The sequence below is a fragment of the Parvibaculum sp. MBR-TMA-1.3b-4.2 genome, assembly GCF_053628815.1.
Genome location: NZ_JBRJHC010000001.1, coordinates 2060681 through 2086915 on the forward strand (window position 1 = coordinate 2060681; position 26235 = coordinate 2086915).

The following is a 26235-nucleotide window of genomic DNA, read 5'->3' on the forward strand; positions in this document are numbered from 1 at the left end:
CCATTAAACACGGAGACGTCTCATGACGTTGCGCAATATCCTGCTTGCGGGCACCGCTCTCGGTGCCGCTGCATTCCTCGCCGTCCCGGCCCAGGCCGGTTCGAAGGATTGCTGTGGCGATGTCGATGCCCTGAAGCAGCAGATCAACGATCTGCAGCAGAAGGTCGATGACCTCGCGATCAACTACGGCAACCAGATCAAGGACCTTCAGTCGCGCAAGAGCGACGTGATCGTCAGCATGAAAAACGGCGCGCCGACCTTCTCGACGGCCGACGGCGCCTACACCATGACCATTTCCGGTCGTTTCCACCTCGACGTGGGCACCTATAGCGGTCTGTCCGACGCCGAACGTACGGGCTTCGGCCTCGGCGCCGACGCCGGTCAGGGCAACGCGACGTTCCGCCGTCTCATCCTCGGCGTGAAGGGCAAGTTCGCGAAGGACTGGGGCTACGACCTGTTCTTCAACTTCGCGGATTCCGGCGGCAACCCGTCCGGCTCGATCTACGAAGCCGCGCTGCACTACAAGGGCATCAAGAATGTCGACATCGTCTGGGGTGCCATCCAGCCGATCCTGACGCTGGACGACACGGTGTCTTCGAACGACATCACCTTCATGGAACGTGCGAACGCCAACAACCTGATGACGGGCATCGGCGCGTCTGACGGCCGTATGGCTTTCGGTATCACCGGTCACGGCGACAACTTCTATGCCGGCGCCTACTACACGATGGACTCCAAGGGCTCCAACCAGGACTACACCACCCAGAACGTGGTTGGTCGTGTTGCGGTCGCCTTCCATCCGGATGAAGCCTCCGTGGTTCACCTCGGCGCGTCGGGTACGTACAACTTCGATACGAAGAACTCCTCGTACCGCTTCCGCGAGCGTCCGGAAATGCGCATCGACGGCGGCAGCTTCCGCTCGATCGATACCGGCACCATCACCAATGTCGACAACATCGCCGCTTATGGCCCGGAACTGGCGTTCGCCTACGGCCCGGTCCGCGCTCAGGCCGAATACTACATGTTCGACGTGAACCGCGATGGCGCCAACCCGGACTACAACTTCAACTCCTGGTACGTGTCGGCGTCCTGGGTGATCACGGGCGAAGACTACGTCTATGACATGAAGAAGGCGCGCTTCAAGGGCGTGAAGCCGGCCGATCCGTTCACCATGGGCGGTGGCGCAGGTGCCTGGGAAGTTGCGGCCCGTTACTCGGAAGCCGATCTCAACGACAACGGCATCCTGGGCGGCGACCAGAACATCTGGACCTTCGGTCTGAACTGGTATCCGAACAACAATGTCCGCTTCATGCTCGACTACAACACGGTCGAAGTGAAGGTTCCGGGCGCGTCGGCCGATTTCGACCAGGTCGGCCTGCGTACGCAGTTCAAGTTCTGATCTAATCCTCGCAGGATAAGTCAGACGATGCCCCGGCGGGAAACCGCCGGGGCATTTTTATGTTTGAAGAAGGCAGGAAACAGCAGGTGAAATCCGTCATTGCGAAGCCCTTAGGGCCGAAGCAATCCATAGGGCGCGGTGAAGGACGACTGCATGGCTTGCTTCGTCGCGCGCCCTCCTCGCAATGACGTGGGGCAAACGCGAAAGAATCAGTCCAGCCGTTTCAGGCCGAGCTGTTCGATTTCCTGGCCCGAATAGACGTAAGGCAGCGGATAATAGCCTGCGAGCGCGGCGTCCTTCTGCCCGTCCAGCGAAAAGGCGTAGGTGAAGAACTCTTTGACCGGCGCGGACAGCGGGGCATCGGGCGCCTTGTCCACATACATGTAGAGAAAGCGCGTGATCGGGAAGTCCCGGCGATAGGCGTTCATCTGGTTGGCGAGAATGCATTTGCCGCCATCGGTCGACAGCCGCAGCGATTTCTCGCGGCCCGTCCGGTAGCCGACCGGCGCATAGCCGATAGCGCCTTCGTCCTTTCCGATCCGGTCGACCACTTCCGACGACTTGTCGAAGGTTTTCACACCCGTCGAGAAGGGCGTGCCGTCCATCACCTTGGCGGCGAAGAAACCGGCCTCGCTCGATCCCGGCCGGTAGCCGAGCCGCACAACCGGCTTTGCCTCCCAGTTCCCCGTCGCGCCGAGATCGCCCCATGTCACCGTCGGTGCGCTGAACGCCTCGCGGAGCTTCGATATGGGCAGGCAGTCGAGCGGATTGTCCTTATTGACGAAGACGGTCAGCACATCCACGCCGACACGCACTTCCGTCGGCGCATAGCCATGCGCGTCCCGGAACCTGCCTTCTTCCGCCGAAGTCATTTCGCGCGACATGGCCGCGATATCAATATCGCCATCGGCCAGCGCGGCGGCCGCGGGGGCGTCGCCGTCGAAGCGGCTTGCCGCCCTGACGCCCTTATAGGTCGCCATCAGCGCTTCCGACCAGAGCAGCACATATTTGCGAAGCGCGGGCGAGCCTTCTATGCGCAGATCGCCCGTCACATCGGACACCGCGCGATAGGGCTTGTAGCGGTCGTCGATGATGGTCGCCGAGGCGGGGAAACTCGACACGAGCACCGTTCCGGCAAGCAGGAGCGCAGTCAGGCGGGCGGCGGGGCATCGTCTCATGGGACCGGCAGTCTCTCAGGCAAAAAACAGATGCGGCCATCCTACGACAGTCCGTATGACTGCGGGATGAAGATAAGCCTCAATCCATCGTCAGCACGGCGGCGCCGGTCAGCCGGCCCTCGCGAAGCCGCGCCAGCGCTTCATTCGCCTCTTCGAGCTTCATACGCTCGACCGTCGTCGTCACCGGCACTTGCGGCGCGAGCTTCAGGAATTCCTCGCCATCGGCCCGGGTGAGGTTCGCAACCGAATGGATGGATCGCTCCCGCCACAGAATGTCGTAGGAAAAGGCCGGGATCTCCGACATGTGAATCCCGGCACAGACAACGCGGCCGCCCGGCGCGGTCGCCTTCAGCGCGGCGGGCACGAGCGGGCCCGCCGGTGCATAGATGATCGCCGCATCGAGCAGTTCCGGCGGCGTCTCGTCCGATCCGCCCGCCCATTCCGCGCCCAGCGATCTGGCGAATGCGATGGCGGCCTCGTCGCCCGGCTTCACGAAAGCAAAGAGCCGCCAGCCTTCCGCTTTTGCAACCTGCGCCACGATATGCGCCGCGGCCCCGAAACCGTAAATGCCGAGGATGTCTCCTTTGCCCTCGATGGTCGGGCGCGCCATGCGCAGCGAGCGGTAACCGATGAGCCCGGCACAAAGAAGCGGCGCGGCTTCCGCCGGATCGGGCGTTCCCGACAGCGGGAAGCAGTAGCGCGCATCGGCGACGGTATATTCCGCATAACCGCCGTCGCGCGTATAGCCGGTGAAGAGCGCCCTCTCGCAGAGGTTCTCCTGCCCCTTGCGGCAATAGCGGCAGTCGCCGCAGGTCCAGCCGAGCCAGGGAATGCCGACGAGTTTTCCTTCTTCGAACCCCGTCACGCCCTCTCCCGTCGCGGCGACATGGCCGACGATTTCATGGCCGGGAATGAGCGGCAGCTTCGGCTCGGTAAGTTCGCCGTCCACTACATGCAGGTCGGTCCGGCAGACGCCGCAGGCCGCGATCTTCACCAGCACCTCGCCCGGCCCGGGACGTGGCACGGGCAGCTCGATAAGACGCAGTGGCGCGTTCGGCGCATCCATCACCATGGCACGCATGGTTTGGGGCAGATCGGTCATTGCGCCCTCCTTTCCACGCGATAATCCCACGAAAAGGGAGTTTCCGGGAGAGGTCAGTCGGCCGCGCGGGCCCGGCCTTCCGCCGTCGCGGGATTGAAGAACATGCCGAGCTGCAGGCTGCCCGCGATACGGTGCGCGCGTTCCTTGAAGGCGGGCGCGGCCTCGGCGGCGCAGACTTCATCCACCGTCTGCCCGAACAGTGTCAGCCAGCGGTCGAAATGAGCGGGCGTCACGTCCTTCAGCCGCATATGCGCGGGCATGGGACGGCCATGATAGCGGCCCGTGGTGAGCATGACCGAGGACCAGAAATCCATCATCTTCAGGAGATGCGGTTCCCAATCCTCGCCGATCGCGCGTGCGAACACCGGGCCCAGCATCTCGTCCTCGCGGATGCGCCCGTAAAAGGTGCGGACCAGTGTTTCGATCTCGGCTTCGCTGGTCGCCATCTTGTCGCCCTGCGTCATGTCCGCTCCTCATGCCGGTGTGCCTTGGGGGTAGATAGAGGCGGCCCCCGCGCTCTTGCAAGGCGACAAAGTCCCGCAGCCGGTCATCCCGCCGTTCCGGACAGCAAAAAGGGCGGGCACGCGAGGCACCCGCCCTTCGTCATGCCGAATTGTCAGACCTGGCCGTAGACCCGGGCCCGTTCGATATCCTCTTTCAGCGTGCGGGCGCCGAGCACGAAGTGCAGCGCTCCCCACAGCCCCACGAAAGAGGTGATGAGCAGCGCATAGCGCAGCGACTCTTCGCCGAATTCGGGATGCAGCGCATCGCTCAGGAAACCGACCGTCTGCGGTCCGAGGCCCAGCCCGATAATGTTCAGGATGAACAAGAGGATCGCCGAGGCGACCGAGCGCATGCGCAGCGTCACCAGCGACTGCGTCATGGACAGGATCGGCGCCAGATAGGCCGCGCCCGCAAAGGCCGGCACGATGAAGAGCCCCAGCGCCCAGACCGGATCGCCCGAGAGATAGAGCGCCACATTGAACGGCGCGACGGAGAACCAGATGATCGCAATGATCCAGAGGTTCCAGCGAATGTCCTTCTTGCCGTACCGGTCGCCCAGCCAGCCGCCCATATAGGTGCCGAGCCCGCCCGAGATACCGATGATGAGCGCGAGCGAGGTGCCGATCACGCCCTGATTGAGCTCGAAGGAACGCGCCAGGAAAGCCGGCAGCCAGACCACCGCGCCATAGCCGACAAACGCCGCCAGCGCCGAGCCGAAAGCGATATGGCGGAAGGACCGCTGTCCCCAAAGGAAGCGGAACACCTCGAAGACGCCCGGCGCATTGCCGCTATCGACCATCGCTTCGGAATGCCCGCGAATGGGCTCGCGCACGGTAAACCGAACCAGAAAGGCCATCAGCAGGCCGGGAATGCCGACCACCAGAAAGGCCGCGCGCCAGCCGAACCATTGCGATACCCAGCCGCCGATCAGGAACCCGATCAATATGCCGAAATTCACGCCGAGCGAGAAAACGCCCAGCGCCGCGCCGCGTTTTTCCGGCGGATACATGTCCGAGATCATGGAGTGCGAGGGCGGGCTCGATCCCGCCTCGCCCACCGCCACGCCGACACGCATCGCCGCGAGCTGAAAGAAACTCGTGACGCCCGCGCAGGCCGCCGTAAAGCCGGAGAAAAGCGTCAGCGCAATGGTGATGACGTTCCGCCGGTTCCAGCGGTCGGCCAGCATCGCGATCGGAATGCCGAGCGTCGCGTAGAAGATCGCGAAGGCGATGCCTGAGATGAAGCCGAGCTGCGTATCGGTGAGCAGCAGCTCGTCCTTGATCGGTTGCAGCAGAATGGAAAGGATCTGCCGGTCTACATAATTGACCGTGTAGACCATGGTCAGAATGACGAGAACGTAAGTCCGGTACTGGGGCGTAAACCCCTGCGCCTCGGTCGCGCTGTCCGCGCTCGGCCGAGCTTCCATATTTTCCTCCCGAAGTTCCTCCAGCCCGTGGACCGGGCAATTCCCTGTTGGAACGAGCCTAACAGCGCCTCCCGTTTCGGCAAGATGCCGCCGTCCATCGTGACGCTGGCGTCACCTCCCGCGTTTCACCGGCGTTTCGGTGCCTTGCGCAGCAGGAGCGACCATGTCCGGATTTGGCGAGCCGGGAAAAGCCGTTCGCGCTAGATTGGGGGCATGGAAGAACAGGCGCACATGAATGGCGAGACGACGAGCTTGCCCGACGACGAGCTTTGCTACCGCGCGGTCGCGGCGCGCGATGCCCGTTTCGACGGGCGCTTCTTTACCTGTGTGCGCTCCACCGGCATCTATTGCCGTCCCGTCTGTCCCGCGCCGACGCCGGGGCGAAAGCAATGCGTTTTCGTCCCGAGCGCGGCGGCGGCGGAAGCGGCGGGGTTTCGCTCCTGCCTGCGTTGTCGCCCGGAAGCCGCGCCCGGCGCACCCGCCTGGACAGGCACGCAGGCCACCGTCACCCGGGCGCTGCGCCTCATCGAGGCCGGCGCTCTCGACCGCGAGGACGTCGAGACATTCGCCGCAAGGCTCGGCTTGGGCGGGCGGCATTTGCGGCGTCTCTTCGTGACGCAGCTCGGCGCCACGCCTCAGGCCGTCGCGGCGAACCGGCGTCTGCTGACCGCGAAACAGCTCCTCACCGAAACGCAGCTTCCCATCGCCGAGATCGCCCATGCGGCCGGATATCGAAGCCTCCGGCGCTTCAACGATGCGATCCGCAAAGCCTATGGCAGCGCGCCCGGCGCCTTGCGCAAATCGAACAAGCACTCGGACCATGCGCCCGGACGCCATGGACCCGGACGTCATGAAGAGGGCGGCATCACGCTCCGGCTTGGCTATCGCGCGCCCTATGATTTTCAGCGCATGCTTGGCTATCTCGCGGTCCGCGCCATACCGGGCGTGGAGGCAGTGAGCGAGACAACCTATCTGCGCAGTTTCCGCCTCGGCGAGGCGGCGGGCCTCATCGAAGCGAGGGACGACCCCTCGCGGCATGCCCTTGTCATACGCATCCAGATGCATCGCGGCACGCTGCCTCTGCGCATGGTCGTGGCGCGGCTCAAGCGTCTTTTCGACCTCGATGCCGATCCCGACGCCATCGGCCGGGCGCTGGCAGGCGACGAGCTCACCGGGCCGCGTCTTGCTGCTGCGCCGGGCCTGCGCATCCCCGGCGCGTTCGACGGCTATGAACTCGCCATCCGGGCCATCCTCGGCCAGCAGGTCTCGGTGAAGGGCGCCACCACGCTCGCCGGGCGGCTCGCCGCCACGCATGGCGAAACGCTTGAGGGGGCGGACGGTCCCGTCACGCTTCTTTTTCCCGCCCCCGCCACGCTGGCAGCGGGCGATCTTTCCGGCCTCGGGCTCACCGGCGCGCGGATGAAAACCATCGCGGCGCTTTCCGCCGCCCATGCCGACGGGCGGATCGATCTTTCGGGCGACGGCGCGGCAGGCACCGGCCCGGAAGAAACCATCGCCCGGCTGAAGGAGCTCCCCGGCATCGGCGACTGGACTGCGCAGTACATCGCCCTGCGCGCGCTCGGCGAACCGGACGCCTTTCCGGCGGGCGACCTCGTATTGCGCAAGATCGCCGGAAACGGCACCCTGATCGGCGACACGGCCATGCAGGCGCGCGCGGCGCATTGGCGGCCCTGGCGCGGATATGCCGCCATGGCGCTCTGGCAAATTCCCGACCCCTTCCAGAAGGAGGATGCGGCATGAAACTCCCCGAAGACCCTTCTCTCGCCACGACCGTCATCGACACGCCGATTGGCGAGTTGCGCGCCGCCTCCACGGATCGCGGCTTGTGCGTGCTGCTGTTTCCCAATAAGCAGGCCGCCTGGCCGGAAAAGCAAGGCAGCGCCGGGGCGCAAAAGCATCTCGCCGCGACCCGCACTGCGCTTGCAGAATATTTCACCGGCAAACGGAAAGAATTTTCCGGCGTCGCGCTCGACATGCAGGGCACGGATTTCCAGCGCAGCGTCTGGTCGGCGCTACTCACCATCCCCTTTGGCGAAACGCGCAGCTATGGCGACATCGCCAGACAGATCGGCAATCCCAAAGCGGTACGCGCCGTGGGACTTGCCAACGGGCAGAACCCGGTTCCCGTCATCGTGCCGTGCCATCGCGTCATCGGCGCCAATGGCAAACTCACCGGCTTTGGCGGGGGTATCGAGACGAAACAATGGCTGCTCGTCCATGAAGGCGCAAAAAAATCCTTGAACGGAGAGATGTTACTGCCACTCTGATTCCGCTAGACTTTACCGACCATCGCTCACGAAACACCGGGGGGATTGGAGCAGGGAGATGCATTTGGGTATGGAATATAGCGGTATTATCGGCATCATCATTCTGGTGCTGGACATCTATGCGATCGTCAAGATCGCGCAGAGCGGGGCAGAACCGCTCTGGAAGGCGATCTGGATCGTGCTCGTCATCGTCCTTCCCATTCTCGGCCTTATCCTCTGGTTCCTTTTCGGTCCCAAAGGCTGACAAGACTGGCGGCTGACGAACAGAGACAGCACCACACCGTTGTCATGCCCGGACCTGGTCCGGGCATGATAATGACGAGCATGCGCTCGTCTGCTTTTCAAAGAGGATAGAGCGCTGCGAGATCCGCCTCGCCGCCGCGCGGCAGCGCAATGACCGGCGTCGCCTCGGCAAAACGCGCAATCGTTTCCACCGTCTCGTCGAAATTCACTTCGCTGCCCGGCGTCTCGCTCACCACGATGGCGCGCGGGTCGAGCTTGCGGGCGCGCAGACTTTCGAGCGCCGTCAGCGTGTGCGAAATCGTGCCGAGATAGGAACCGACGACGAGAAGCGGCGAGATGAAGACATGCTTCTCCACCGCCTGCATCCAGTCGAGCACGGTATGCGTATCGTCGAGCGGCACGGCAACGCCCCCCACGCCTTCGATCAGCAGCGGATCGTCTTTTCCCGCCGCCGCGACGCAATGGTCGACCAGTTCGTCGAATGAGATCGTCGCGCCCTCGCGGCGCGCCGCCATGTCGGGCGAGAGCGCGGCCTTGAAGCGCCAATGCGAAACGCTTGCTGCGTTTTCATAGACGACATCCTCGCCCATCGCGGCCAGCAGCGCGGCCGGGTCGCTTTCCGGGAAGGTCGTTTCGTCAAGACCGCTCACCACAGGCTTGATCGCCCGCACGGCCACGCCCTTCTCGCGAAGCTGACGTGTCAGCAAGGCGCTCACATAGGTCTTGCCGATTTCGGTGCCGGAAGAAGTGACGAAGATGACGGTCATGTTCTCTGCTCTTATTCCGCCGCCTTCTTGGGCATGATCCGTTCCCGGATGATGGCGGCAAGGCGGTCGATATCGGCGTCTTCATGTTCCGCCGTAAAGGTGATGCGCAGCCGCGCCGTGCCCTCCGGCACGGTGGGCGGGCGAATGCCGGTCACGAGGAAGCCTTCCGCCTCCAGCATTTTCGACGCATCGAGCGTCGTTCCCGCATCGCCCAGCAGCACCGGCACGATAGGGCTTTCGGGATCTGGCAGGTTCAGCGCGCGCGTGAAGCGCTTCGCCTTTTCCACCGGACGCCGCGTCAGTTCCTTGTCGCTTTCGATGATGTCGATGGAGGCAATCGCGGCGGCGACCGACGTGGGCGGCAGGCCGGTCGTATAGATGAGCGTGCGGGCGCGGGTACGGATGAAATCGCAGACCGCGCGGCTCGCGCAGAGATAGCCGCCATAGCCGCCCACCGCTTTCGACAGAGTGCCCATTTGCAGCGGCACATCGGCTTTCGTCCCGCCGATGAAACTCGATCCCTTGCCGTCGGCCACCACGCCGATGCCATGCGCATCGTCCGTCATCAGCCAGGCATCGTGTTTGCGTGCCAGTTCGCCCATCTCACGCACAGGCGCGAGATCTCCATCCATGGAGAAAACGCCATCGGTCAGGATCATGCAGTGACGCGCATTTCCGCGATGCGCCTCCAGCAATTCGGCGAGATGTTCGAGATCGTTGTGGCGGAAAATATGCGTCTCGGCATAAGAGAGACGCGCGCCCATCATCAGGCAGTTATGGGAAAGCTCGTCGGCCAGCACCAGATCGCCCGGGCCCACCAGCGCGGAGACGATGCCCATATTGGCCAGATAGCCGGACCCGAACACCACGCAATCCTCGGTTTCCTTCAACCGGGCCAGCCGCGTTTCGAGTTCCGTATAAAGAGGATGATTGCCGGTGATATGGCGCGATGCGCCCGAACCTGCGCCATAGGCATCGATGGCGGCCTTCGCGGCCTCTTTCACACGCGCCGACTGGGAAAGGTTCAGATAGTCGTTGCAGCAAAAGGAGACGAGTTTTCTACCGCCCCGCTCCGCCGCTGCCGCGGGCCCACGCGCCGTCTCGACCAGCACGCGGCGCAGCGCGCGCTTTTCCAGCGCGTCGAGCTTGCCTTTTACAAAGGCGTCGAGTGAATTTTCTTTCGCCAAACCGGGTCTCCCGAGGGCCCCTCGCCCTGCCGCCCGGCACCATTATGGGCCGGCCCCGATCTGTCAACACAAAGGCCAAAAACCCCACGCTTTCAGCAGGTTCTTGCATTGCGGGCCAAGCTGCCTATGCTCGGCGAAATTCCGACCGTTTCATTCAGGAAAGATGGCCCGCCCATGAGCCTTCAAAGCGAATTCGACGCCGAAACCAAAGCCGGAAACCCGGCCCCTTCCACCGCCCGGACCGACCCGGGGACGCTGCGTCATGACTGGACGCGCGAGGAAGTCGAGGCGCTTTTCGCCCTGCCCTTCAACGATCTCGTCTTCGAGGCGCAGATCGCCCATCGCCGCTGGTTCAACCCGAACCAGGTGCAGATGTCGACGCTGCTGTCGATCAAGACCGGCGGTTGCCCCGAGGATTGCGGCTATTGCGCCCAGAGCGCGAAATTCGACACCGGCCTCAAGGCCTCCAAGCTGATGGAAGTCGAAAAGGTGCTCGCAGAGGCCCGCAAGGCGAAGGAAGCCGGGTCCTCTCGCTATTGCATGGGCGCGGCCTGGCGCGAGCCCAAGGATCGCGACATGGACACGATCTGCGCCATCGTGCAGGGCGTGAAGGAAATGGGCATGGAAACCTGCATGACGCTCGGCATGCTGTCGGGTCAGCAGGTGCACCGTCTCGCCCAGGCCGGTCTCGACTACTACAACCACAATATCGATACGTCGGAAGAATATTACGACAAGATCATCAGTACCCGGACCTTTCAGGACCGGCTGGATACGCTGGAGCGCGTGCGCCAGGCAGGCATCAATGTCTGCTCGGGCGGCATTGTCGGCATGGGCGAAGAGCAGTCCGACCGCGCCGGCATGCTGATGGCGCTGGCGAACCTCGAAGAGCATCCGCAGTCCGTGCCGATCAACATGCTGATCCCGATGGAAGGCACGCCGCTCGAAGGCGAAGGCCAGATCGACCCGCTCGATTTCGTGCGCACCATCGCGGTCGCGCGCATCATGATGCCGCAGAGCATGGTCCGCATCGCGGCGGGCCGCGAGCATATGAGCGACGAGACGCAGACGCTCTGCTTCCTGGCGGGCGCGAACTCCATCTTCACCGGCGACAAGCTGCTGACGGCGAAGAACCCGGGCGATGCGCATGATGCCAAGCTCATGGGCAAGCTCGGTATCGAGCCCATGCCCGCGCATAGCTGCCCGGCCGAGAAGTAACGTAGCGTCTTGAGCGTTCCGCCCGCCAATCCGCTCATCAACAACCCGCCGGACTGGCTCACGCGGGGCGCGCCGCATTTGTGGCTGCCCTATACCCAGATGCAGACCACGCCCATGGCGCTGCCCGTGGTGAAGACCGACGGCGTGCGCCTCACGCTCGACGATGGCCGCAAGCTTATCGACGGCGTCTCCTCCTGGTGGACCGCCGCGCATGGCTACAACCACCCCCATATCCGCGAGGCCGTGACCGCGCAGCTCGAAAAGATGCCGCATGTCATGCTGGGCGGGCTCGCGCATGAGCAGGCCTGCCGGCTCGCCTCGCGCCTTGCCGACAAGCTGCCGGGCGACCTCGCCCATGTCTTCTTTTCCGAATCCGGTTCCGTCTCGGTCGAGATCGGGATGAAGATCGCGGTCCAGTACTGGATCAATTCCGGGCAGCCGGGCCGCACGCGCTTCGTCAGTTTCAAGGGCGGCTATCACGGCGACACGCTCGCCACCATGTCGGTCTGCGATCCGGAAGAGGGGATGCACTCCCTCTTCAAGGGTGCGATCGCCGAGCAGTTCATCTGCGAGTTACCCACGGATGAGGATAAGGCCGCCGCGCTCGATGCTTTCCTCGCCGAGCATAAGTCGGAGATCGCGGGCATCGTCACCGAGCCTCTGGTGCAGGGGGCGGGCGGCATGCTCATTCATGCCCCAATCACGCTCAAACGCCTGCGCAATCTTGCCGACAAGCATGGCATTCTCTTGCTGGTCGATGAGATCTTCACCGGCTTCGGGCGCACCGGCACGATGTTCGCCTGCGAGGCGGCGGGGATAACGCCCGACATCATGACCCTCTCCAAGGCGCTCACCGGCGGCACGCTGCCGCTCGCCGCGACCATCGCACGGGCCCCGGTTTTCGAGGCTTTTCTGGGCGACGAGGCGGGAAAAGCGCTCATGCACGGCCCCACCTATACCGGCAATGCGCTGGCCTGCGCGGCGGCCAACGCCTCGCTCGACCTCTTCGAGACTGAGCCCCGGCTCGATCAGGTCGCCGCCATCGAGGCGCAGCTCAAATCCGGGCTCGAGCCGGCCCGGGATATCCCCGGTGTGGTCGATGTCCGCGTGCTGGGCGCCATCGGCGTCATTGAACTTGAGTCCATCGCCGAGCCGGATGCCATGAAACGGCATTTCGTCGAGGAAGGCGTCTGGATCCGCCCCTTCCGCAACATCGTCTACACCACCCCGCCCTTCACCATCGGCGAAGACGATCTCGCCCAACTGACGAGCGCAATGCTCAAAGTCTGTGCGGAATTCGCACCGGCTTGATGTTGAATTCCTACAACTAAATCTACCCGGACATACTTTTTGTAGTGGAAGGCGTGTTTTTACACGCCAGATATTGAGCCAATTCGAGACACACATTACGCTCGAATCAGAGGCCGATTCGCGCCTTCACAAAATTACGGACAGATCCGGGTTGTGCGCGTTGCCGAGCGCCGAGACTGGCGCTCTCGCAAGGCGGGCTTTGATTTTTTCCTGCCGGCCCCTTCTTCAGAGGGCCGCGGGATCGAGGGGACAGGACCACACCCATGCATGTCATTGCGTTTGCGTCGCAGAAAGGCGGATCGGGCAAGACCACGCTTGCCGGTCACATTGCCGTTGAAGCCGAGTATCAGGGAGCAGGGCCGGTTGCCCTTATCGACACCGATCCGCAAGGCAGCCTGTCGCAATGGTGGAATGCCCGTGAAGCGGAACGCCCCTTCTTCGTCAGCCCCTCCAGCGAAGGCCTTGCCTCCGACCTGGAAAAGCTGCGGCTTGGCGGGATCGAGCTTGTCGTCATCGACACGCCGCCGGCCATCACCACGACCATTCATCATGTGATCGAGCAGGCCGACCTCGTCGTGATCCCGACCCGGCCGAGCCCTCACGACCTGCGCGCCGCGGGCGCCACCGTCCAGATCTGCGAAGAACTGGGCAAACCGCTCGCCTTCACGCTCAATGGCGCAAGCCCGAGGGCCCGCATCACCACCGAGGCGGTGATCGCGCTTTCCCAGCATGGCGCCGTTGCCCCGTCGATTATCCACCAGCGAATCGATTTCGCTTCTTCTATGATTGATGGTCGAACCGTGCGAGAGATCGGCTCCAATACCAAATCCCCCGACGAAATCGCCGGGCTCTGGACCTTCCTCGCAGACCGGCTGGCCGGCAGAGAGACATCGCCTCTCAAATCCGCCGCGTCGGCCTTTAGCGATGCATTGAGGGGAGCTGCCTGAGATGGCAAAGAAGCCCGCTTCTCTGACCGGCGAACTGCTGGCCCGCAAGGGAGAAGCACGACCCTCCGACCTGAAGCCCGTCAATGACGAGGGGCCTCAAGGCGCGGATATTTCAATCCTGCCCGGACGTCAGCCTCATCTGGAAGGCATTGGCGTCAGGGGCCAGGTTTCCTCTACGCTGTCCCCGGAAGAACCGGAGGAAAGCAGGGGCTCGGACGAGATGACCAATGAGGATGACGGCGCGCGGCCAAGCCCGCCCGAGCCGGAGATCATCTATACCCCGGAAGACAAGGAGACCGGCAGCCGGACGAAGCTTATCGCCGGAGCCTTTATCGGCGTCGCACTTTTGGGCGGTGTCTTGCTCGCGCTGATGTTCAATGGCGGCGACCGCGGGACCGCGCCTGTGCTGCCGCAGGAAACCGACACGGCTTCCGGCTCCCAGCAGGCTGCATCCGAGGCCGCCACCGAGGCCAATGAACCCGCTGTGGCGGTTGAGACCGTGCCTTCCGTCGCCGATGCGACGCCCGAAACGCCGGCGGCACCTGCTGCCAAAAGTTCGGCTGATATCGAGGTCGCGCCGCTGCGCAGTTCGGCGCCGGAAGAGACAACGAGCAGCCCGGCCCTCGACCCGGCGTTGGCCGCCGCGGCGCCCGAAACGCCCGCAGCGCCGAAACCGGCCGCCAAGGCGGAAACGCCGGCCCCGGCTCTCGAACTCGCAAAGCCTGCGCCGGCAAAACAGGCCGAAGCGCCTGCCAAGGCAGCTCAGGCTGCGCCCGCGCTCGCCACCAGCGGCAATTGGGTTGTCCAGCTTCTGGCCTCCCGCAGCGAAGCGGATGCGAAGACCGCCTGGAAGAAGATTTCCGGCAAGCATGCGACGATCCTTGGCGGCCATGGGGTCGACATCCAGAAAGCCGATCTGGGCGACAAGGGCACGTTCTACCGCGTCCGCGCCGCCGGGTTCGACACCAAGGCCGCAGCAAGCAAGGCCTGCGGCGCGCTCAAAGGCGCCGGGCAGGATTGCCTGGTCCGCCAGCGCTGAGACCAGCTTCAGCAAGAGATGTAACGGGGCCTTCGGGCCCCGTTTTCATATCTTCTTTATGCCGCTTCCGCAGATCGCCGGTTCATCACATGGCGGATGCTGAGGCACAACGCGTCTTCAATGTCCGGAAGTACGAGGCCGGTTTCGACGGCAGCTCTTTCCGCCGCGCTGGTGTCGAAACGATAGTCATTGATGAAGGCTAGCGCCTTGGCCGGCAGACCGCTTCGGCGCTCCAGCCCGGCCTTGAGAAGAGGCCTCAAAACCCAGACCGGCACGTAGTTCGAGGGTGCCTTGCGCCCCAACTCCTCGGCAATGATCCCGATCAGGCGTTTCAGGTCCGGCGACCCATTGTGCAGCACGGTGAAATCAGTACCCGCCGCCCAATCGAGCCACGGCCCGCGCGCCAAAAGTGCCGCGAGATAGTCCACCGGCACAAGAGGCAGCCAGTCGCCGGGCTTTCCCGGCACCGCGGGAAGAGTTCCGGCCCCAACGCCGTCGATCAACCCTTCAAGGCCGAACATCTGGTGCGCTTCCCCCGTGCCGGACGCGCCGATCACGGTGGAGGGGTTCACGATAACGGTCGGAACGCCATCGCGGCGCGCACGGCGTACCAGGATATCGGCCTCGATCTTGGAAATTTCATAGGTGGTGGCGTGTTTCGTCATGGCTGCAAATGCCTTGCGCGCCGCACGTTTATCCGTGACGAGCTTCTCCCGATCGAAGCCGATCTGCCGCCAGAAGGCCGCCGCCGTGATGAGGTAACCAGAAATATGCACGAAGCGCTCAAAGCCGGGCATTTCACGCGACATAGCGAGCAGATGTTCCGTTGCCCGCACATTCACGCGGTGGAAGGCTTCAACATCTACCCCCCAATCCATGCGAGCGCCGAGATGATAGATCGCATTGGCTTGCATGAGGCGCTGGCGGTCTTGCAGGGAGAGGCCGAGATCGTCCTCGGCGAGATCCCCTTCCACGAACTCCAGTCTTTCCGGGTCTCCCCCATGTCCTGCTACCCAGGAGGACAGCATTGGCGCACGGGCTTCCCCATTCCTCAAAAGCGCAATGACCTTGTGACCGTCCGCCGTCAGGCGCACCGCCGTCCAACGGCCGATCAGGCCGGACACACCTGTCATGAAGATCGTTTTGCTCACGACATCCTCCCTTATTTAAGTAATAGCGAAAGCTCGTCGACCGCCTCGTAGAGCGGCGCGGTGGAACGACGGGAGCGCGCAAGAATCAACGCTCCCTCAATGGCGGATAGTGCGAATGTGGCAAGGCGCCCAGCCCGGGCGGCCCCCATGCCGGCAGCCTTCAAATGCGCAGTCAGGCGCTCGATCCAGTCGTCATATGTCTGCGCGCAGGCGTCTCTCAAACCGGGCGTGTCGTCCCCTGCTTCCAGCGCGACCGTCGTCACCGGGCAACCGCGGGCAAAGCCCGATGTCTCAAGTTCCGCCGCGAAGCCGTCGGCGATGAGCCTGAGCGCTTCGGTCGGATTTTTCGCCACCTCGAATGCGGTATCGATCCCTGCGCCGATCTCCCCCCTGGCGAGCTGCATGGCGGCAACGCCCAGTTGCTCCTTGCCGTCGGGAAAGTGGAAATAGAGAGAGCCGCGCGGGAATCCGCTTTCGTTCAGCAATTGGGAGAGGCCCGTGCCGCGATATCCCTGGGCCTGAAACGACCCCAGTGCAGCCTCTACCAGCTTCTTGCGGGTGTCTTCTCCCTTGGCATGCCGGGGCGATGGGTTTTCATGGTTTTTGCTCATGAATAATATGTAGACCGATCATCATATTTTTCAAGTCATTTTATTCCGCCCCGTGGCAGGACGGGGTGCAACCGTGTAGTGTCCGGCCACCGACATTCGCCTTTTCATCCGGACATCACATGATCGAAGCTGTTATCTGGGATTTCGGCGGCGTGCTGACCTCCAGCCCGTTCGAAGCCTTCAATCGCTATGAGCGCGAGCGGGGCTTGCCCGCCGATTTCATCCGTTCCATCAATGCGACCAACCCCGACACCAATGCCTGGGCCCTGTTCGAACGGAATGAAATTTCGCTCGACGAGTTCGACAAACTCTTCCTCGAAGAAGCACAGGCCAGGGGGCATGACGTGACGGGCCGCGACGTCGTTTCGCTGCTCTCGGGCGATATTCGCCCCGAAATGGTGACCGCCCTCACGCGCTGCAAAGAGCGCGCGAAAGTCGGCTGCATCACCAATAACGTCTCGGCCGGCGAAGGCGCCGGCATGGCGCGCTCGCATGAAAAGGCCGCCGCCGTGGCGGAGGTCATGTCGCTTTTCGATCATGTGATCGAAAGCTCGAAGGTCGGCATTCGTAAGCCCGACCCGCGCATCTATGAGATGGCCTGCGAGGCTCTCGGCGTCGATCCTGCGAAATCCGTCTATCTGGACGATCTCGGCATCAACCTGAAACCGGCCCGCGCCCTCGGGATGACCACCATCAAGGTGCTCAATGCCGAACAGGCACTGGAAGAACTCGAAGCTGCCGTAGGGTTCTCGCTGCGATAACGCGGCCCGGCAGGCTGTTCTTGAGCGGCAGGCCCCCGCAGGCCTAGTCTTCTCCTAAAAGAAAAGGTCACTGGGAGGAGACCCATCATGCTGCGACCTCAAGCGGAGGCCGTCGATCTCGACGGCAAACCCGACCTCAAGAACCCCGACCTCTATCTGACGGATGATTTTCACGACATCTTTCGCGCCTTGCGGGCGGAAGAGCCGGTCTACTGGAACCCGGAAGCCGACAGCTCGGGCTTCTGGGCCGTCACCCGCTATGACGATATCGAAACGATTTCGAAGAACCCGAAGATCTTTTCATCCGCCAAGGATATGGGCGGACACCGGATCTTCAATGAAAACGAAATCGACGAGAACGATACCGACGCCAGCATGATCTCGATGGACCCGCCGACGCATAATGCCTATCGGCGCATGGTCACACCGGGCTTCGTGCCGCGGCGCATCTCCAATATGGAAGAGCGTATCCGCGCCCGCGTGACGCGCCTTCTCGACCAGATGCCCGCGACAGGCCAGACGGAATTCGTCTCATCCGTGGCTGCGGCGCTTCCCATCGAGGTGCTGGCGGAACTGTTCGGCGTCCCGCCAAGCGACGGGCCCAAACTTTTCGAATGGTCCAATACGACCGTCGGCGAGGACGACCCGGAGCTGCGCGTCTCCGATGAGTATATGCGCCAATGCGTGGGGGAGATGGCCGGCTATGCCGCGGGCCTTTGGGAAGAACGCCTCAAAAACCCCGGCGAAGACCTCATTTCCATGCTCGCGCATTCGAAGGTCGATGGCGAGGCCATGACCTTCCCCACCTATATCGGCACCTTCATCCTTTTGGTGGTGGCGGGCAACGAAACCACGCGCAATTCGATTTCCGGCGGGCTGCAGGCGCTTTCGCAGTTTCCCGAGGAACGCCAAAAGCTCCTCGACGATCCCTCGCTCATTCCGAGCGCGGTTCAGGAAATCGTGCGCTGGGTCAGCCCGGTCCTGCATATGCGGCGGACAGCGACACAGGATGTCGAACTCGGCGACAAAGAGATCAAGGCCGGGGACAAGGTCGTGATGTGGTACTGCTCCGCCAATCGCGACGAGACGAAGTGGAAGGATCCCTACACGTTCGACGTCGCGCGCTATGCGAGGGGCGATGCGCCAACCCAGCTCGGCTTCGGGGCGGGGCAGCATTTCTGCCTCGGCTCGCGGCTTGCGGAATTGCAGCTCAAGGTGCTGTTCGAGGAGCTGCTGACGCGTTTCCCCGATATCGAGGTCGACGGGCCGGTACGGCGGCTGCGGTCCAACTTCATTTCCGGGATCAAGGAAATGCCGGTGCGCTTCACGCCTGCCGCCTGACCGCCGGGAGGCCATCCAGGTACAAAGAAAAGGGCGCGGAAAGATTTCTCTCCGCGCCCTTTTTGATTGCCGTATCCCTTGCCTTAGTGGCCAAGCCTCGCGGCGGCGCGTTCCTTGGCAGAGGCGCATTCGCTCGCGCTCAACCCCACTTCCTTGGCAAGCGTCTCGATCATCACGGTTTCCATCCGGTGCAGCGTGCCGTCGGACAATGCGACTTCCCAGAGCATCTCGACGACCTGGCCGCGCTCTTCCGGATTGAAGCCTTCCTGAACCGCCTTGGTGAAGATGTATTCGCCCATACCGACCTTGGCGCGCTCCTCGGCGACCTTCAGGAGATCGGCGGCCTCATCGGCATTGAGCGTGAAATGTTCGGTAATGGCCCGCTTGACCGCCTCGCGTTCGCCGTCCGTGAACTCGCGGTCCCGGTTCCCGGCCTCGACGAGCAGGGCTGCCGCCGCCAGTTGCTTGGCTTCCGGGCTCATGGGCACGTTCCCGGTTGTCGTCAGACCCTTTTGAAGAGCATTGCGGATTTTCTCGAACATCTATGTCTTCCCCTGCTGGCGTGACCGCCTTGAGGCGCGGCCTTCCTAGATTTTGCGGGGCAATCTAGCGCGGCTCGCGCCGTTTCACAAAAGAAAAGGCCGCCACCGAAAATCCGGCAGCGGCCCAAATTGACGCATGGTCGTGGTTAGTGAGCCATAATGTTCTTCTTTTTTTGAACGGCCCGGCCACGCGGCAATATCAGATCCAGCACCACAGCCAGCGAAGGCAGGAGTGCAATCGCCATCACCATGTTGATCATGAACATGAAGGCGAGAAGCAGGCCCATATCCGCCTGGAACTTGAGGTCCGAGAACGCCCAGGTGGACACACCGATCGCCAGGGTAAGCGCGGTGAAGAAGACGGCCATGCCGGTCTCCTCCAGCGCACGCTGGAAGCTATCGGTCATGTTCAGCCCCTCGGCCAGATGGAACTGGATGCGGTTGTAGATGTAGAAGGCGTAGTCCACGCCGATACCCACCGCCAGCACCATCACCGGCAGGGTCGCCACGGTCAGGCCGATCTCCAGGACCTGCATGAACCAGTAGCCGAAGAACGTCGCAAAGGTGAGCGGCACGCAGCATGCGATGACGGCTCGCCAATCACGATAGGTCAGCGTGACGAGTGCGATAATGGCGGCATAGACCCACATCATCATCGGAAGCTCGGTCTCCTCCACTTCCTCGTTCACAGCCGCCTGGACGCCCATATTGCCGGAAGCCAGACGCAGTTCGACGCCGTCCATATGATGTTTGGCGCGCCAGTCCTTCACAGCGGCCACGACCCTGTGAATGGTCGTCGCCTTGCTATCCTTCAGATAGATCATGTGGGGCATAACCGTGCACTCCTGATTGAAGAGCGCACTGGCATTCGGAACGGTGTTGGCCGCCTGGGCAAGGGCCGCGCGGTCACGCGGAATGTCCTTCCATTTCAGGTTGCCTTCGTTCCAGCCCGCGGCCGACCCCTTGATCGCGAAGGGGAGCGAGCCGACCGCCGTTACGCCCGGCACGTTCTGCATGGCCCAGGAGAAACGGTTCAGGAACTCCATCACCGGGTAACTCACACACCCGTCGGGGGGCGTTTCGACCACCACGGTAAGCACGTTGAGCCCCAGCGCGTACTGATCTGCGATAGCCCGGCTGTCCACATTATAACGCGCATCCGCCCGAAGTTCGGGGGCGCCGGCATGCAGCGCGCCGATATGGCGCTGACTGCCCTTGTAAACCGCATAGCCCAGAAGCACCGACGAGGAACACAGAATAATGATCGAGACTTTGGGCTGCGCCACCTTGCCGATCACACGCATGAGTTTGAGCCTGGTTTCACGCGCCTTCTGAATGCGGTGCGTGAAATTGTCAGGGAAGCGGAAATAGCTGACCAAGAGGGGCAGCATGACAAGGTTGGTGATGATCTTGAGCGCCACACCGATAGAGGCGGTGATGGCGAGTTCGCGGATCATCGGAACGGGGATCAGATAGAGCGTCCCGAAGCCCACAAGGTCGGTGATCAGCGCCATGGATCCCGGGATCAAAAGACCCGAAAAGCTCGACCGCGCAGCTTCTTCCGCCGTTGCGCCTCCTGCGAGTTCCGCCGTGATCAGATTGATCTGCTGAATGCCGTGACTGACGCCGATGGCAAAAACCAGGAATGGAACCAGCACAGCCAATGGGTCGAGCCCGTATCCGAGCACTTCCAGCAAGCCGAATTGCCATACCACCGATGTGAGCGAGGCAAAGAGCGTGACTGTCGTGAGCTGGATCGACTGCGAATAGAGATAGACCGACAGGGCGGTGAGAAGGAACGCGATGACGAAGAACTTAACGACCGATTCCGCGCCGTCGGCGATATCGCCGATCATCTTCGCAAAGCCGATGATCCTGACTTTGAAGTCGTCGTTCTCGTATTTCTGCCGGATTTGCTTTTCGAGCTTCGCAGCCAGATCGAAATAGTCGAGCTTCTTGCCGGTCGAAGGGTCGTAGTCCTGCAGCTCTGCGACCACCATACCCGACCTGAAATCGTCGGAGACGAGCTTGCCGACGAAGCCGCCGCGAATGACGTTGCTCCGCACCTTTTTGAGGGCATCCTGCGTCATCGTATCCGCCGTCACCTTGCCGGAGATGACGTCGTCCGCGCTGATGCCGTATTCGGTGATTTCGATGTAGCGGGTGTTGGGCGTCCAGAGCGAGGTCACTGTCTGACGCGCGACGCCGGGCAGGAAGAAGATATCGTCGGTCAGGTCCTTGTAGACCTTGAAAAACTTCTTCGTCCAGATGGTGCCTTCAGTCGGCTCGAGCGTCACGATGATGCGGTTCGACCCGAAGAGCTGATCGCGATATTGCTCAAAGGTCTGGATGTATTCGTGACCGAGCGGCAATTGCTTGTCGAAGCCCGCGGTCATGCGCAGGTTCATCGCGTAATACCCCGCGACTGCCGTGGCGACGAGCAACGCAAGCAAGATTACGGCACGAAGGCGAAAGACAAGATTCTCAAGAAACTTAATCATTAGACTCTACCCGTTCCCCAAGCCCGGCCCTCATTCTTCGGGGCGCGGCGCTTCATCTGCGTACTGCCGGTCGCCGCGGAATGGATCCGGTTTCCTCAATCAGAGAAAACCGTCATCCCTGGTACGGCTCGACGGCCACTTCAACTTGTCGGGGATATGCCGTCTCGCGGACGGATCATGAAAGCCCCCCTCCCGAACGGTCACACACGTCCCCGGACCGGATCGGTGCCGGTGCGGCAACGTCATAACCGTCGATCTCAGGGGATTTCCCCTCCCTTGGATGCCCGCTCTCTTTTCCTCCATGACCGCCTCCCGGTCATTTTGCGGAGCGTTTGCACGCATTCTTATTAGCACAGCTAAAGCATTTTTGTAAAAGCCAAGCTTTCGACTCCAGAATTTCATCCCGTCGGCCCGAATAAACATGACGGGTGCGTCATTTTGACCTTGACCCGGCCGCTTTCGCACTTATTCTTACTAGCAACAAAGTTGTAAGTCCGGCGCCGGAAAGGCGGCGGATTCGTTTTTATGCGGATGCGGCCTCCCTGGTGCCGCGCCGACCATTGGAGGGATCCATGACCGAAATCCGGCAGATTACGAAAGACGACGCCTACGATGCCGTAGCGCCCGAAGATTTCCCCGCGATGATGGAAGTCGATCGCTATGGCGCCCGTTCCACGGCGTTCGACAAGATCATTTCCGCCACGCACGACCATTTCTGGGATCCCCTCGACGTGAAGTACATCGACTTCACGGAAGGCTTCGACCTCGACACGCAGATGGTGATGCCGGAAGAGCTTATGCCGGAACTCAAGCTGCCCTGCTTCGAAGCCCTCTCCGAGGCGCAGCGCGTGAAGTTCGCCAATCAGAGCGCGCGCTGGATGCTCTCCTCCATCCTGCATGGCGAAGCCGGCGCGCTCGCGCTGTCCGCCAGCCTCTGCCACATCCTGAAGGATCCGGGCGCGCAGGAATATGCCGCCAACCAGACGCGCGAAGAAGCGCGCCATGTGACGGCCTTCGCGAAATACATCCAGGCCCGCTGGGGCAAGCCGCTTCCGGTCGGCTCCACGCTGGGCGGCCTGCTGACCGACATCGTGAATGCGCCGGAGGTCTACAAGAAGATTGTCGGCATGCAGATGCTGGTCGAAGGCCTCGCCATGGGCGCCTTCGCGACGCTCTATGCCAATTCCAACGATCCGCTTCTGGTGAAGCTCACCCAGCTCGTCATGACCGACGAAGCGTTCCACCACAAGTTCGGCAAGATCTGGGCCGACCGCACCATTCCGAACCTCAGCGAAGATGAGCAGAACATCATCGAAGACTGGGCGGCGGAATGCTTCCAGACCCTGCTGTTCAACCTGGTGAACCCGGAACAGAAGCAGGTGATCTATGCCGAGTTCGGCCTCGACTGGCAGCAGGTCCAGGCGGAGATGCTGGAAGCCTTCACCGATGACGACCGCCGCGAGCACATGAAGGAAGGCACGAATATTTTCCGCGTGCTGATCAAGACGCTACTCAAGGCCGGAATTATCACCGACCGCACCAAGGCCTTCTATGCCACCTATGTGGACATGGACGAGCTCAAGGACGAAGGCGAGCGCATGGTCGGCGACGACATCGCCGAAGAAGGCATTCGCTTCCTGCAGACGATCAATTTCGGCGCCAATTCCGATGCGCTGAAAGACGTGACGATTTCCGCAGCCGAGTAAGATTCGTCTGCTTGTTGCGTAGGCGGGACGGCTACTCCCTCCAGCCGACCGTCAGTTCGATCCTTAAACGGCCCGCTTCGGCGGGCCGTTTTTTGTTTGCTCGAGAAAGAGCCGCCCGCTCCGGCGCGTGCTGTTTTGTCAGTCGAGAAAACGCTGCCGTGCCGCCAGTGCGAGACCGGTGGCAACCGAGGTAAGTTCGCCGCTGCTTGCCAGCTTCCCCCCTCCGAAGCGGTCCGCAAAGAGCTGGCGGACGGCCGGGATGAAGGAGGAGCCGCCGGTCAGGAAGACACGGTCCACGCGGGAAGGCGCCGTCCCCGTTTCCTCGAGCAGCCCGTCGACGCATTCGGCAATGGCGCCGAGCTCCGGCGCAATCCATGCCTCGAAATCGGATCGCGTCACTTCCGCATCGATGCGGATCGGGGCAGCATCGAAGTGGAAATTCGCCCGGTCTCCCGCCGAAAGGTCGATCTTGGTCGCCTCCACGGCCCGGCTCAATGCAAAGCCCTGCTCTTCCTCGATGAGGTTGGCGAGGGCCGCCACCTGGTCGGCGGCCTCCGCCGTACGGCCGATTTCCGCGAGCATGCGACGTGTCTTGCCGGTGTTGATGAGGCTCAGCTCGTGCCAGCGCTTCATCGTGTCATAGGGCCATGACGGGACCGGCAGCGTCTTGCCGCCGCTTTCATAAGAAGTGCCTTTGCCAAGACGCGGGGCGACGCAATGCTCGATCAAGCGTGCATCGAAAGCGTCGCCGGCAAGCCCGACGCCGGAAACACCGATAATCGTCTCGCCGCGCTGCCTGAGCCCGCGCGTGCCGGGGCCGACATGCAGCAGGCAGAAATCGCTGGTGCCACCACCGAAATCGCCGATGAGGACCAGTTCGTCGCGATCCAGCGAGGCCTCATAGGCATGGGCAGCGGCCACCGGCTCGAATTCGAAATGCACGTCGGGAATCCCGATGCCCCGCAACGCCTCGCCCAGCCGCTTCACAGCGAGCCGGTCGTGACCCTCGTCGGGTACGCCAAGGCTGTTGCGGACGAAGCGCGCGGGCCGTCCGACCACGACCGGACCCGACCGCATGGCCTCGTTCAGCGTATCGGTTTCTGCGGTCGCCTCGATCAGCCGCGTGACAATGAAGCCAATGAGATTTTCAAGCGTGTAGCGCGTGCCGAAAATATTGGTCGCGGTGAAATTCGGATTGGCGAGATAGGATTTCACCGACTGAATGAGGCGGCCGTCGCCTCCCCGATCCAGATAGGCATCCATCGCGGCTGGCCCGGCAAAGGCGTGAAGCCGACCGCTCTCCTCGCGTTCTTCATTGTCGAAATAGAGGATCGAGCGAAAGGTATCGAACTCAGCCCCCTCATGTTGAACCGGGACGAGCCGCGCAGGGCCTTGCGGAGACGCAACCGCCAGCGCGCTGTTGGTCGTCCCGAAGTCGAGACCAATGAACATGAAATCACCTCGTATCCGTCTGACCGGACGGGGGCATCCCCTCGGTCACAGCAATACATTCCAAGGATTTCCGGGGGTTCCGGAGGCTAAAGGGCCGCGACAGATACAGAAGTTACCCCTTTTTGTCGAGGGGCACCTGCCCGCGGTCCGGTCCAGCGCCTCATCCTGCGCAAAATGACGCACCCGTCATTTTTGTGTTGTGTGTGCGGCGCACAAATACCCACACTCCGATTGTGAGATTTAGCCGGCGAGGGAATGCGGAACCGGCCGAACAACGCCTTACTACTTGGATGCACAGGAGTGACAACGCAATGACCGACGTCCGCCAGATCACCAAAGACAATGCCTATGACGCCGTCTCGCCCGACGACTTCCAGGCCATGATGGACACGGAGCGCTACAATCGTCGCTCCAGCGCTTTCGACAAGATCATCTCCGCGACCCACGACCATTTCTGGGATCCGGTGGATCCGCGCTATATCGACTTCACCGAGCCCTTCGATCAGGAAAACGAGATGATGATCGATCCGGAGCTGGTGCCGGAGCTGAAGCTCCCCTGCTTCGAAGCGCTGTCGGAAAAGGAGAAGGTGCGTTTCGTCAACGAGACGGCGCGCTGGATGATGTCCGCGATCCTGCATGGCGAGCAGGGGGCGATGAACCTCTCCGCCTCGCTCTGCCACATCCTGCTCGATCCCGGCGCACAGGAATATGCCGCCAATCAGGCCCGTGAAGAGGCCCGCCATGTGACGGCGTTCGCGAAATATGTGCAGGCGCGCTTCGGCAAGCCGCTTCCCTGCGGCGAGACGCTGGCGAACCTCCTCTCCGAGATGGTCAACGCCAAGGAAGTCTACAAAAAGATCGTCGGCATGCAGCTTCTCGTCGAAGGCCTTGCCATGGGCACCTTCGCGACGTTCTTCAACACGGCACGCGACCCGCTGCTGGTGAAGCTCTGCCAGCTCGCCATGACGGACGAAGCGTTCCACCACAAGTTCGGCAAGATCTGGGCAGACCGCACCATCCCGAAGCTTTCGCAGGACGAGCGCGACATCATCGAGGACTGGGCCGCGAACGTCTTCCAGACGCTGCTCTTCAATCTGGTGAACCCGGAACAGAAGAAGCTCATCTATGCCGATTTCGGTCTCGACTGGCAGCAGGTTCAGGCCGAGATGCTGGAAGCCGTTACGGACGAAGACCGCCGCGAAGGCATGAAGGACGCGGCCAACGTCTTCCGCGTTCTGGTGAAGACGCTGCTCAAGGCGGGCATCATCACCGACCGCACCAAGGCCTTCTATGCCACCTATGTGGACATGGACGAGCTGAAAGACGAGGACGACCGCATGGTCGGCGACGACATCGCCGAGGCGGGTATCTCTTTCCTCCGCACCGTGAATTTCGGGAAGAAGAACCCGACGGCGAGTGTCGCGGCCGAATAGGCCCCGGTTCTGCCGGCACCCGTCCGACCAAGAAGGCGGGGTCATCAGGGAACACTATGGGCGGCCGCCAGAGATGGCGTGCCGCCTCTTCTTTTGCCGTGGCGGGCGGGGCTCACTAGACTGACGCC

At 62.4% G+C, this 26235-nt stretch carries 23 protein-coding genes; 12 read left to right on the plus strand and 11 right to left on the minus strand.

The features are described 5' to 3' along the window. Positions 1-22 precede the first annotated feature (22 nt). Positions 23-1399, plus strand: a complete 1377-nt coding sequence (locus ACSSVQ_RS09885; protein ID WP_454182702.1) for an OprO/OprP family phosphate-selective porin — start codon at positions 23-25, stop codon at positions 1397-1399. Between the two features lie 209 nt (positions 1400-1608). Here the strand turns inward: ACSSVQ_RS09885 and ACSSVQ_RS09890 are convergent, their stop codons facing one another. From ACSSVQ_RS09890 to ACSSVQ_RS09905, 4 genes are all read right to left on the minus strand, one after another. Then, positions 1609-2577: a PstS family phosphate ABC transporter substrate-binding protein gene (locus ACSSVQ_RS09890; RefSeq protein ID WP_454182703.1), complete on the minus strand. Its 969-nt coding sequence runs from the start codon at positions 2575-2577 to the stop codon at positions 1609-1611. A 79-nt stretch (positions 2578-2656) separates the two neighbouring features. Continuing rightward, on the minus strand, positions 2657-3658 hold the full coding sequence (locus ACSSVQ_RS09895) for a zinc-dependent alcohol dehydrogenase family protein (protein WP_454184679.1): 1002 nt from the start codon (positions 3656-3658) through the stop codon (positions 2657-2659). 74 nt (positions 3659-3732) lie between these two features. Further along, positions 3733-4143 (minus strand): group III truncated hemoglobin, encoded by a 411-nt coding sequence (locus ACSSVQ_RS09900; RefSeq protein WP_454182705.1) that lies wholly within the window; start codon positions 4141-4143, stop codon positions 3733-3735. Between the two features lie 152 nt (positions 4144-4295). Then, positions 4296-5609, minus strand: a complete 1314-nt coding sequence (locus ACSSVQ_RS09905; protein ID WP_454182707.1) for a spinster family MFS transporter — start codon at positions 5607-5609, stop codon at positions 4296-4298. Between the two features lie 213 nt (positions 5610-5822). Here ACSSVQ_RS09905 and ACSSVQ_RS09910 point away from each other — a divergent pair, with 213 nt between their 5' ends. Genes ACSSVQ_RS09910 through ACSSVQ_RS09920 form a run of 3 tightly spaced genes read left to right on the plus strand, consistent with a single transcriptional unit; the run spans position 5823 to position 8141 of the window. Beyond that, positions 5823-7370 carry an AlkA N-terminal domain-containing protein gene (locus ACSSVQ_RS09910; protein WP_454182709.1) on the plus strand — a complete coding sequence of 516 codons (1548 nt, stop codon included), beginning with the start codon at positions 5823-5825 and terminating at the stop codon, positions 7368-7370. Then, positions 7367-7897 carry a methylated-DNA--[protein]-cysteine S-methyltransferase gene (locus tag ACSSVQ_RS09915; protein WP_454182711.1) on the plus strand — a complete coding sequence of 177 codons (531 nt, stop codon included), beginning with the start codon at positions 7367-7369 and terminating at the stop codon, positions 7895-7897. The genes ACSSVQ_RS09910 and ACSSVQ_RS09915 overlap by 4 nt, the downstream gene beginning before the upstream one ends. Positions 7898-7955: 58 nt before the next feature. Beyond that, positions 7956-8141: a PLD nuclease N-terminal domain-containing protein gene (locus ACSSVQ_RS09920; RefSeq protein ID WP_454182713.1), complete on the plus strand. Its 186-nt coding sequence runs from the start codon at positions 7956-7958 to the stop codon at positions 8139-8141. Positions 8142-8238: 97 nt separating this feature from the next. Here the strand turns inward: ACSSVQ_RS09920 and bioD are convergent, their stop codons facing one another. Together bioD and bioF are read right to left on the minus strand one after the other, a co-directional pair. Further along, positions 8239-8907, minus strand: coding sequence for a dethiobiotin synthase (gene bioD, locus ACSSVQ_RS09925; RefSeq protein WP_454182715.1), 669 nt, complete (start codon positions 8905-8907; stop codon positions 8239-8241). Positions 8908-8918: 11 nt separating this feature from the next. Next, positions 8919-10094 (minus strand): 8-amino-7-oxononanoate synthase, encoded by a 1176-nt coding sequence (gene bioF, locus ACSSVQ_RS09930; RefSeq protein ID WP_454182717.1) that lies wholly within the window; start codon positions 10092-10094, stop codon positions 8919-8921. A 174-nt stretch (positions 10095-10268) separates the two neighbouring features. On the opposite strand from bioF, the gene bioB reads away from it, so the two are divergent. The 4 genes from bioB (at position 10269) to ACSSVQ_RS09950 (ending at position 14609) form a co-directional block, all read left to right on the plus strand. Then, a complete protein-coding gene (bioB, locus tag ACSSVQ_RS09935; protein ID WP_454182719.1) occupies positions 10269-11312 on the plus strand; it encodes a biotin synthase BioB in 1044 nt (347 codons plus the stop codon). A 9-nt stretch (positions 11313-11321) separates the two neighbouring features. Next, positions 11322-12623 (plus strand): adenosylmethionine--8-amino-7-oxononanoate transaminase, encoded by a 1302-nt coding sequence (locus ACSSVQ_RS09940; RefSeq protein ID WP_454182721.1) that lies wholly within the window; start codon positions 11322-11324, stop codon positions 12621-12623. A gap of 263 nt (positions 12624-12886) precedes the next feature. Beyond that, positions 12887-13570: an AAA family ATPase gene (locus ACSSVQ_RS09945; RefSeq protein WP_454182723.1), complete on the plus strand. Its 684-nt coding sequence runs from the start codon at positions 12887-12889 to the stop codon at positions 13568-13570. A 1-nt stretch (position 13571) separates the two neighbouring features. Further along, positions 13572-14609: an SPOR domain-containing protein gene (locus tag ACSSVQ_RS09950; RefSeq protein ID WP_454182725.1), complete on the plus strand. Its 1038-nt coding sequence runs from the start codon at positions 13572-13574 to the stop codon at positions 14607-14609. Between the two features lie 56 nt (positions 14610-14665). Here ACSSVQ_RS09950 and ACSSVQ_RS09955 read toward each other — a convergent pair whose 3' ends face one another. Next, positions 14666-15760, minus strand: coding sequence for an SDR family oxidoreductase (locus tag ACSSVQ_RS09955; RefSeq protein WP_454182727.1), 1095 nt, complete (start codon positions 15758-15760; stop codon positions 14666-14668). Between the two features lie 11 nt (positions 15761-15771). Continuing rightward, positions 15772-16371, minus strand: coding sequence for a TetR/AcrR family transcriptional regulator (locus ACSSVQ_RS09960; protein ID WP_454182729.1), 600 nt, complete (start codon positions 16369-16371; stop codon positions 15772-15774). Positions 16372-16490: 119 nt separating this feature from the next. Between ACSSVQ_RS09960 and ACSSVQ_RS09965 the strand changes: the two genes are divergently transcribed. Further along, on the plus strand, positions 16491-17132 hold the full coding sequence (locus tag ACSSVQ_RS09965; RefSeq protein WP_454182731.1) for an HAD-IA family hydrolase: 642 nt from the start codon (positions 16491-16493) through the stop codon (positions 17130-17132). 87 nt (positions 17133-17219) lie between these two features. After that, positions 17220-18473: a cytochrome P450 gene (locus ACSSVQ_RS09970; RefSeq protein WP_454182733.1), complete on the plus strand. Its 1254-nt coding sequence runs from the start codon at positions 17220-17222 to the stop codon at positions 18471-18473. Positions 18474-18556: 83 nt separating this feature from the next. Here the strand turns inward: ACSSVQ_RS09970 and ACSSVQ_RS09975 are convergent, their stop codons facing one another. Continuing rightward, complete coding sequence (locus ACSSVQ_RS09975; RefSeq protein ID WP_454182735.1) at positions 18557-19015, minus strand: tellurite resistance TerB family protein; 459 nt, start codon at positions 19013-19015, stop codon at positions 18557-18559. 146 nt (positions 19016-19161) lie between these two features. Further along, positions 19162-21516, minus strand: a complete 2355-nt coding sequence (locus tag ACSSVQ_RS09980; RefSeq protein WP_454182737.1) for an efflux RND transporter permease subunit — start codon at positions 21514-21516, stop codon at positions 19162-19164. A 572-nt stretch (positions 21517-22088) separates the two neighbouring features. Here ACSSVQ_RS09980 and ACSSVQ_RS09985 point away from each other — a divergent pair. Then, a complete protein-coding gene (locus tag ACSSVQ_RS09985) occupies positions 22089-23222 on the plus strand; it encodes a ferritin-like domain-containing protein (protein ID WP_454182739.1) in 1134 nt (377 codons plus the stop codon). A gap of 138 nt (positions 23223-23360) precedes the next feature. Here the strand turns inward: ACSSVQ_RS09985 and ACSSVQ_RS09990 are convergent, their stop codons facing one another. After that, on the minus strand, positions 23361-24674 hold the full coding sequence (locus ACSSVQ_RS09990; protein WP_454182741.1) for an Hsp70 family protein: 1314 nt from the start codon (positions 24672-24674) through the stop codon (positions 23361-23363). 311 nt (positions 24675-24985) lie between these two features. Here ACSSVQ_RS09990 and ACSSVQ_RS09995 point away from each other — a divergent pair, with 311 nt between their 5' ends. Next, positions 24986-26107, plus strand: coding sequence for a ferritin-like domain-containing protein (locus tag ACSSVQ_RS09995; protein ID WP_293328405.1), 1122 nt, complete (start codon positions 24986-24988; stop codon positions 26105-26107). Positions 26108-26235 lie beyond the last annotated feature (128 nt).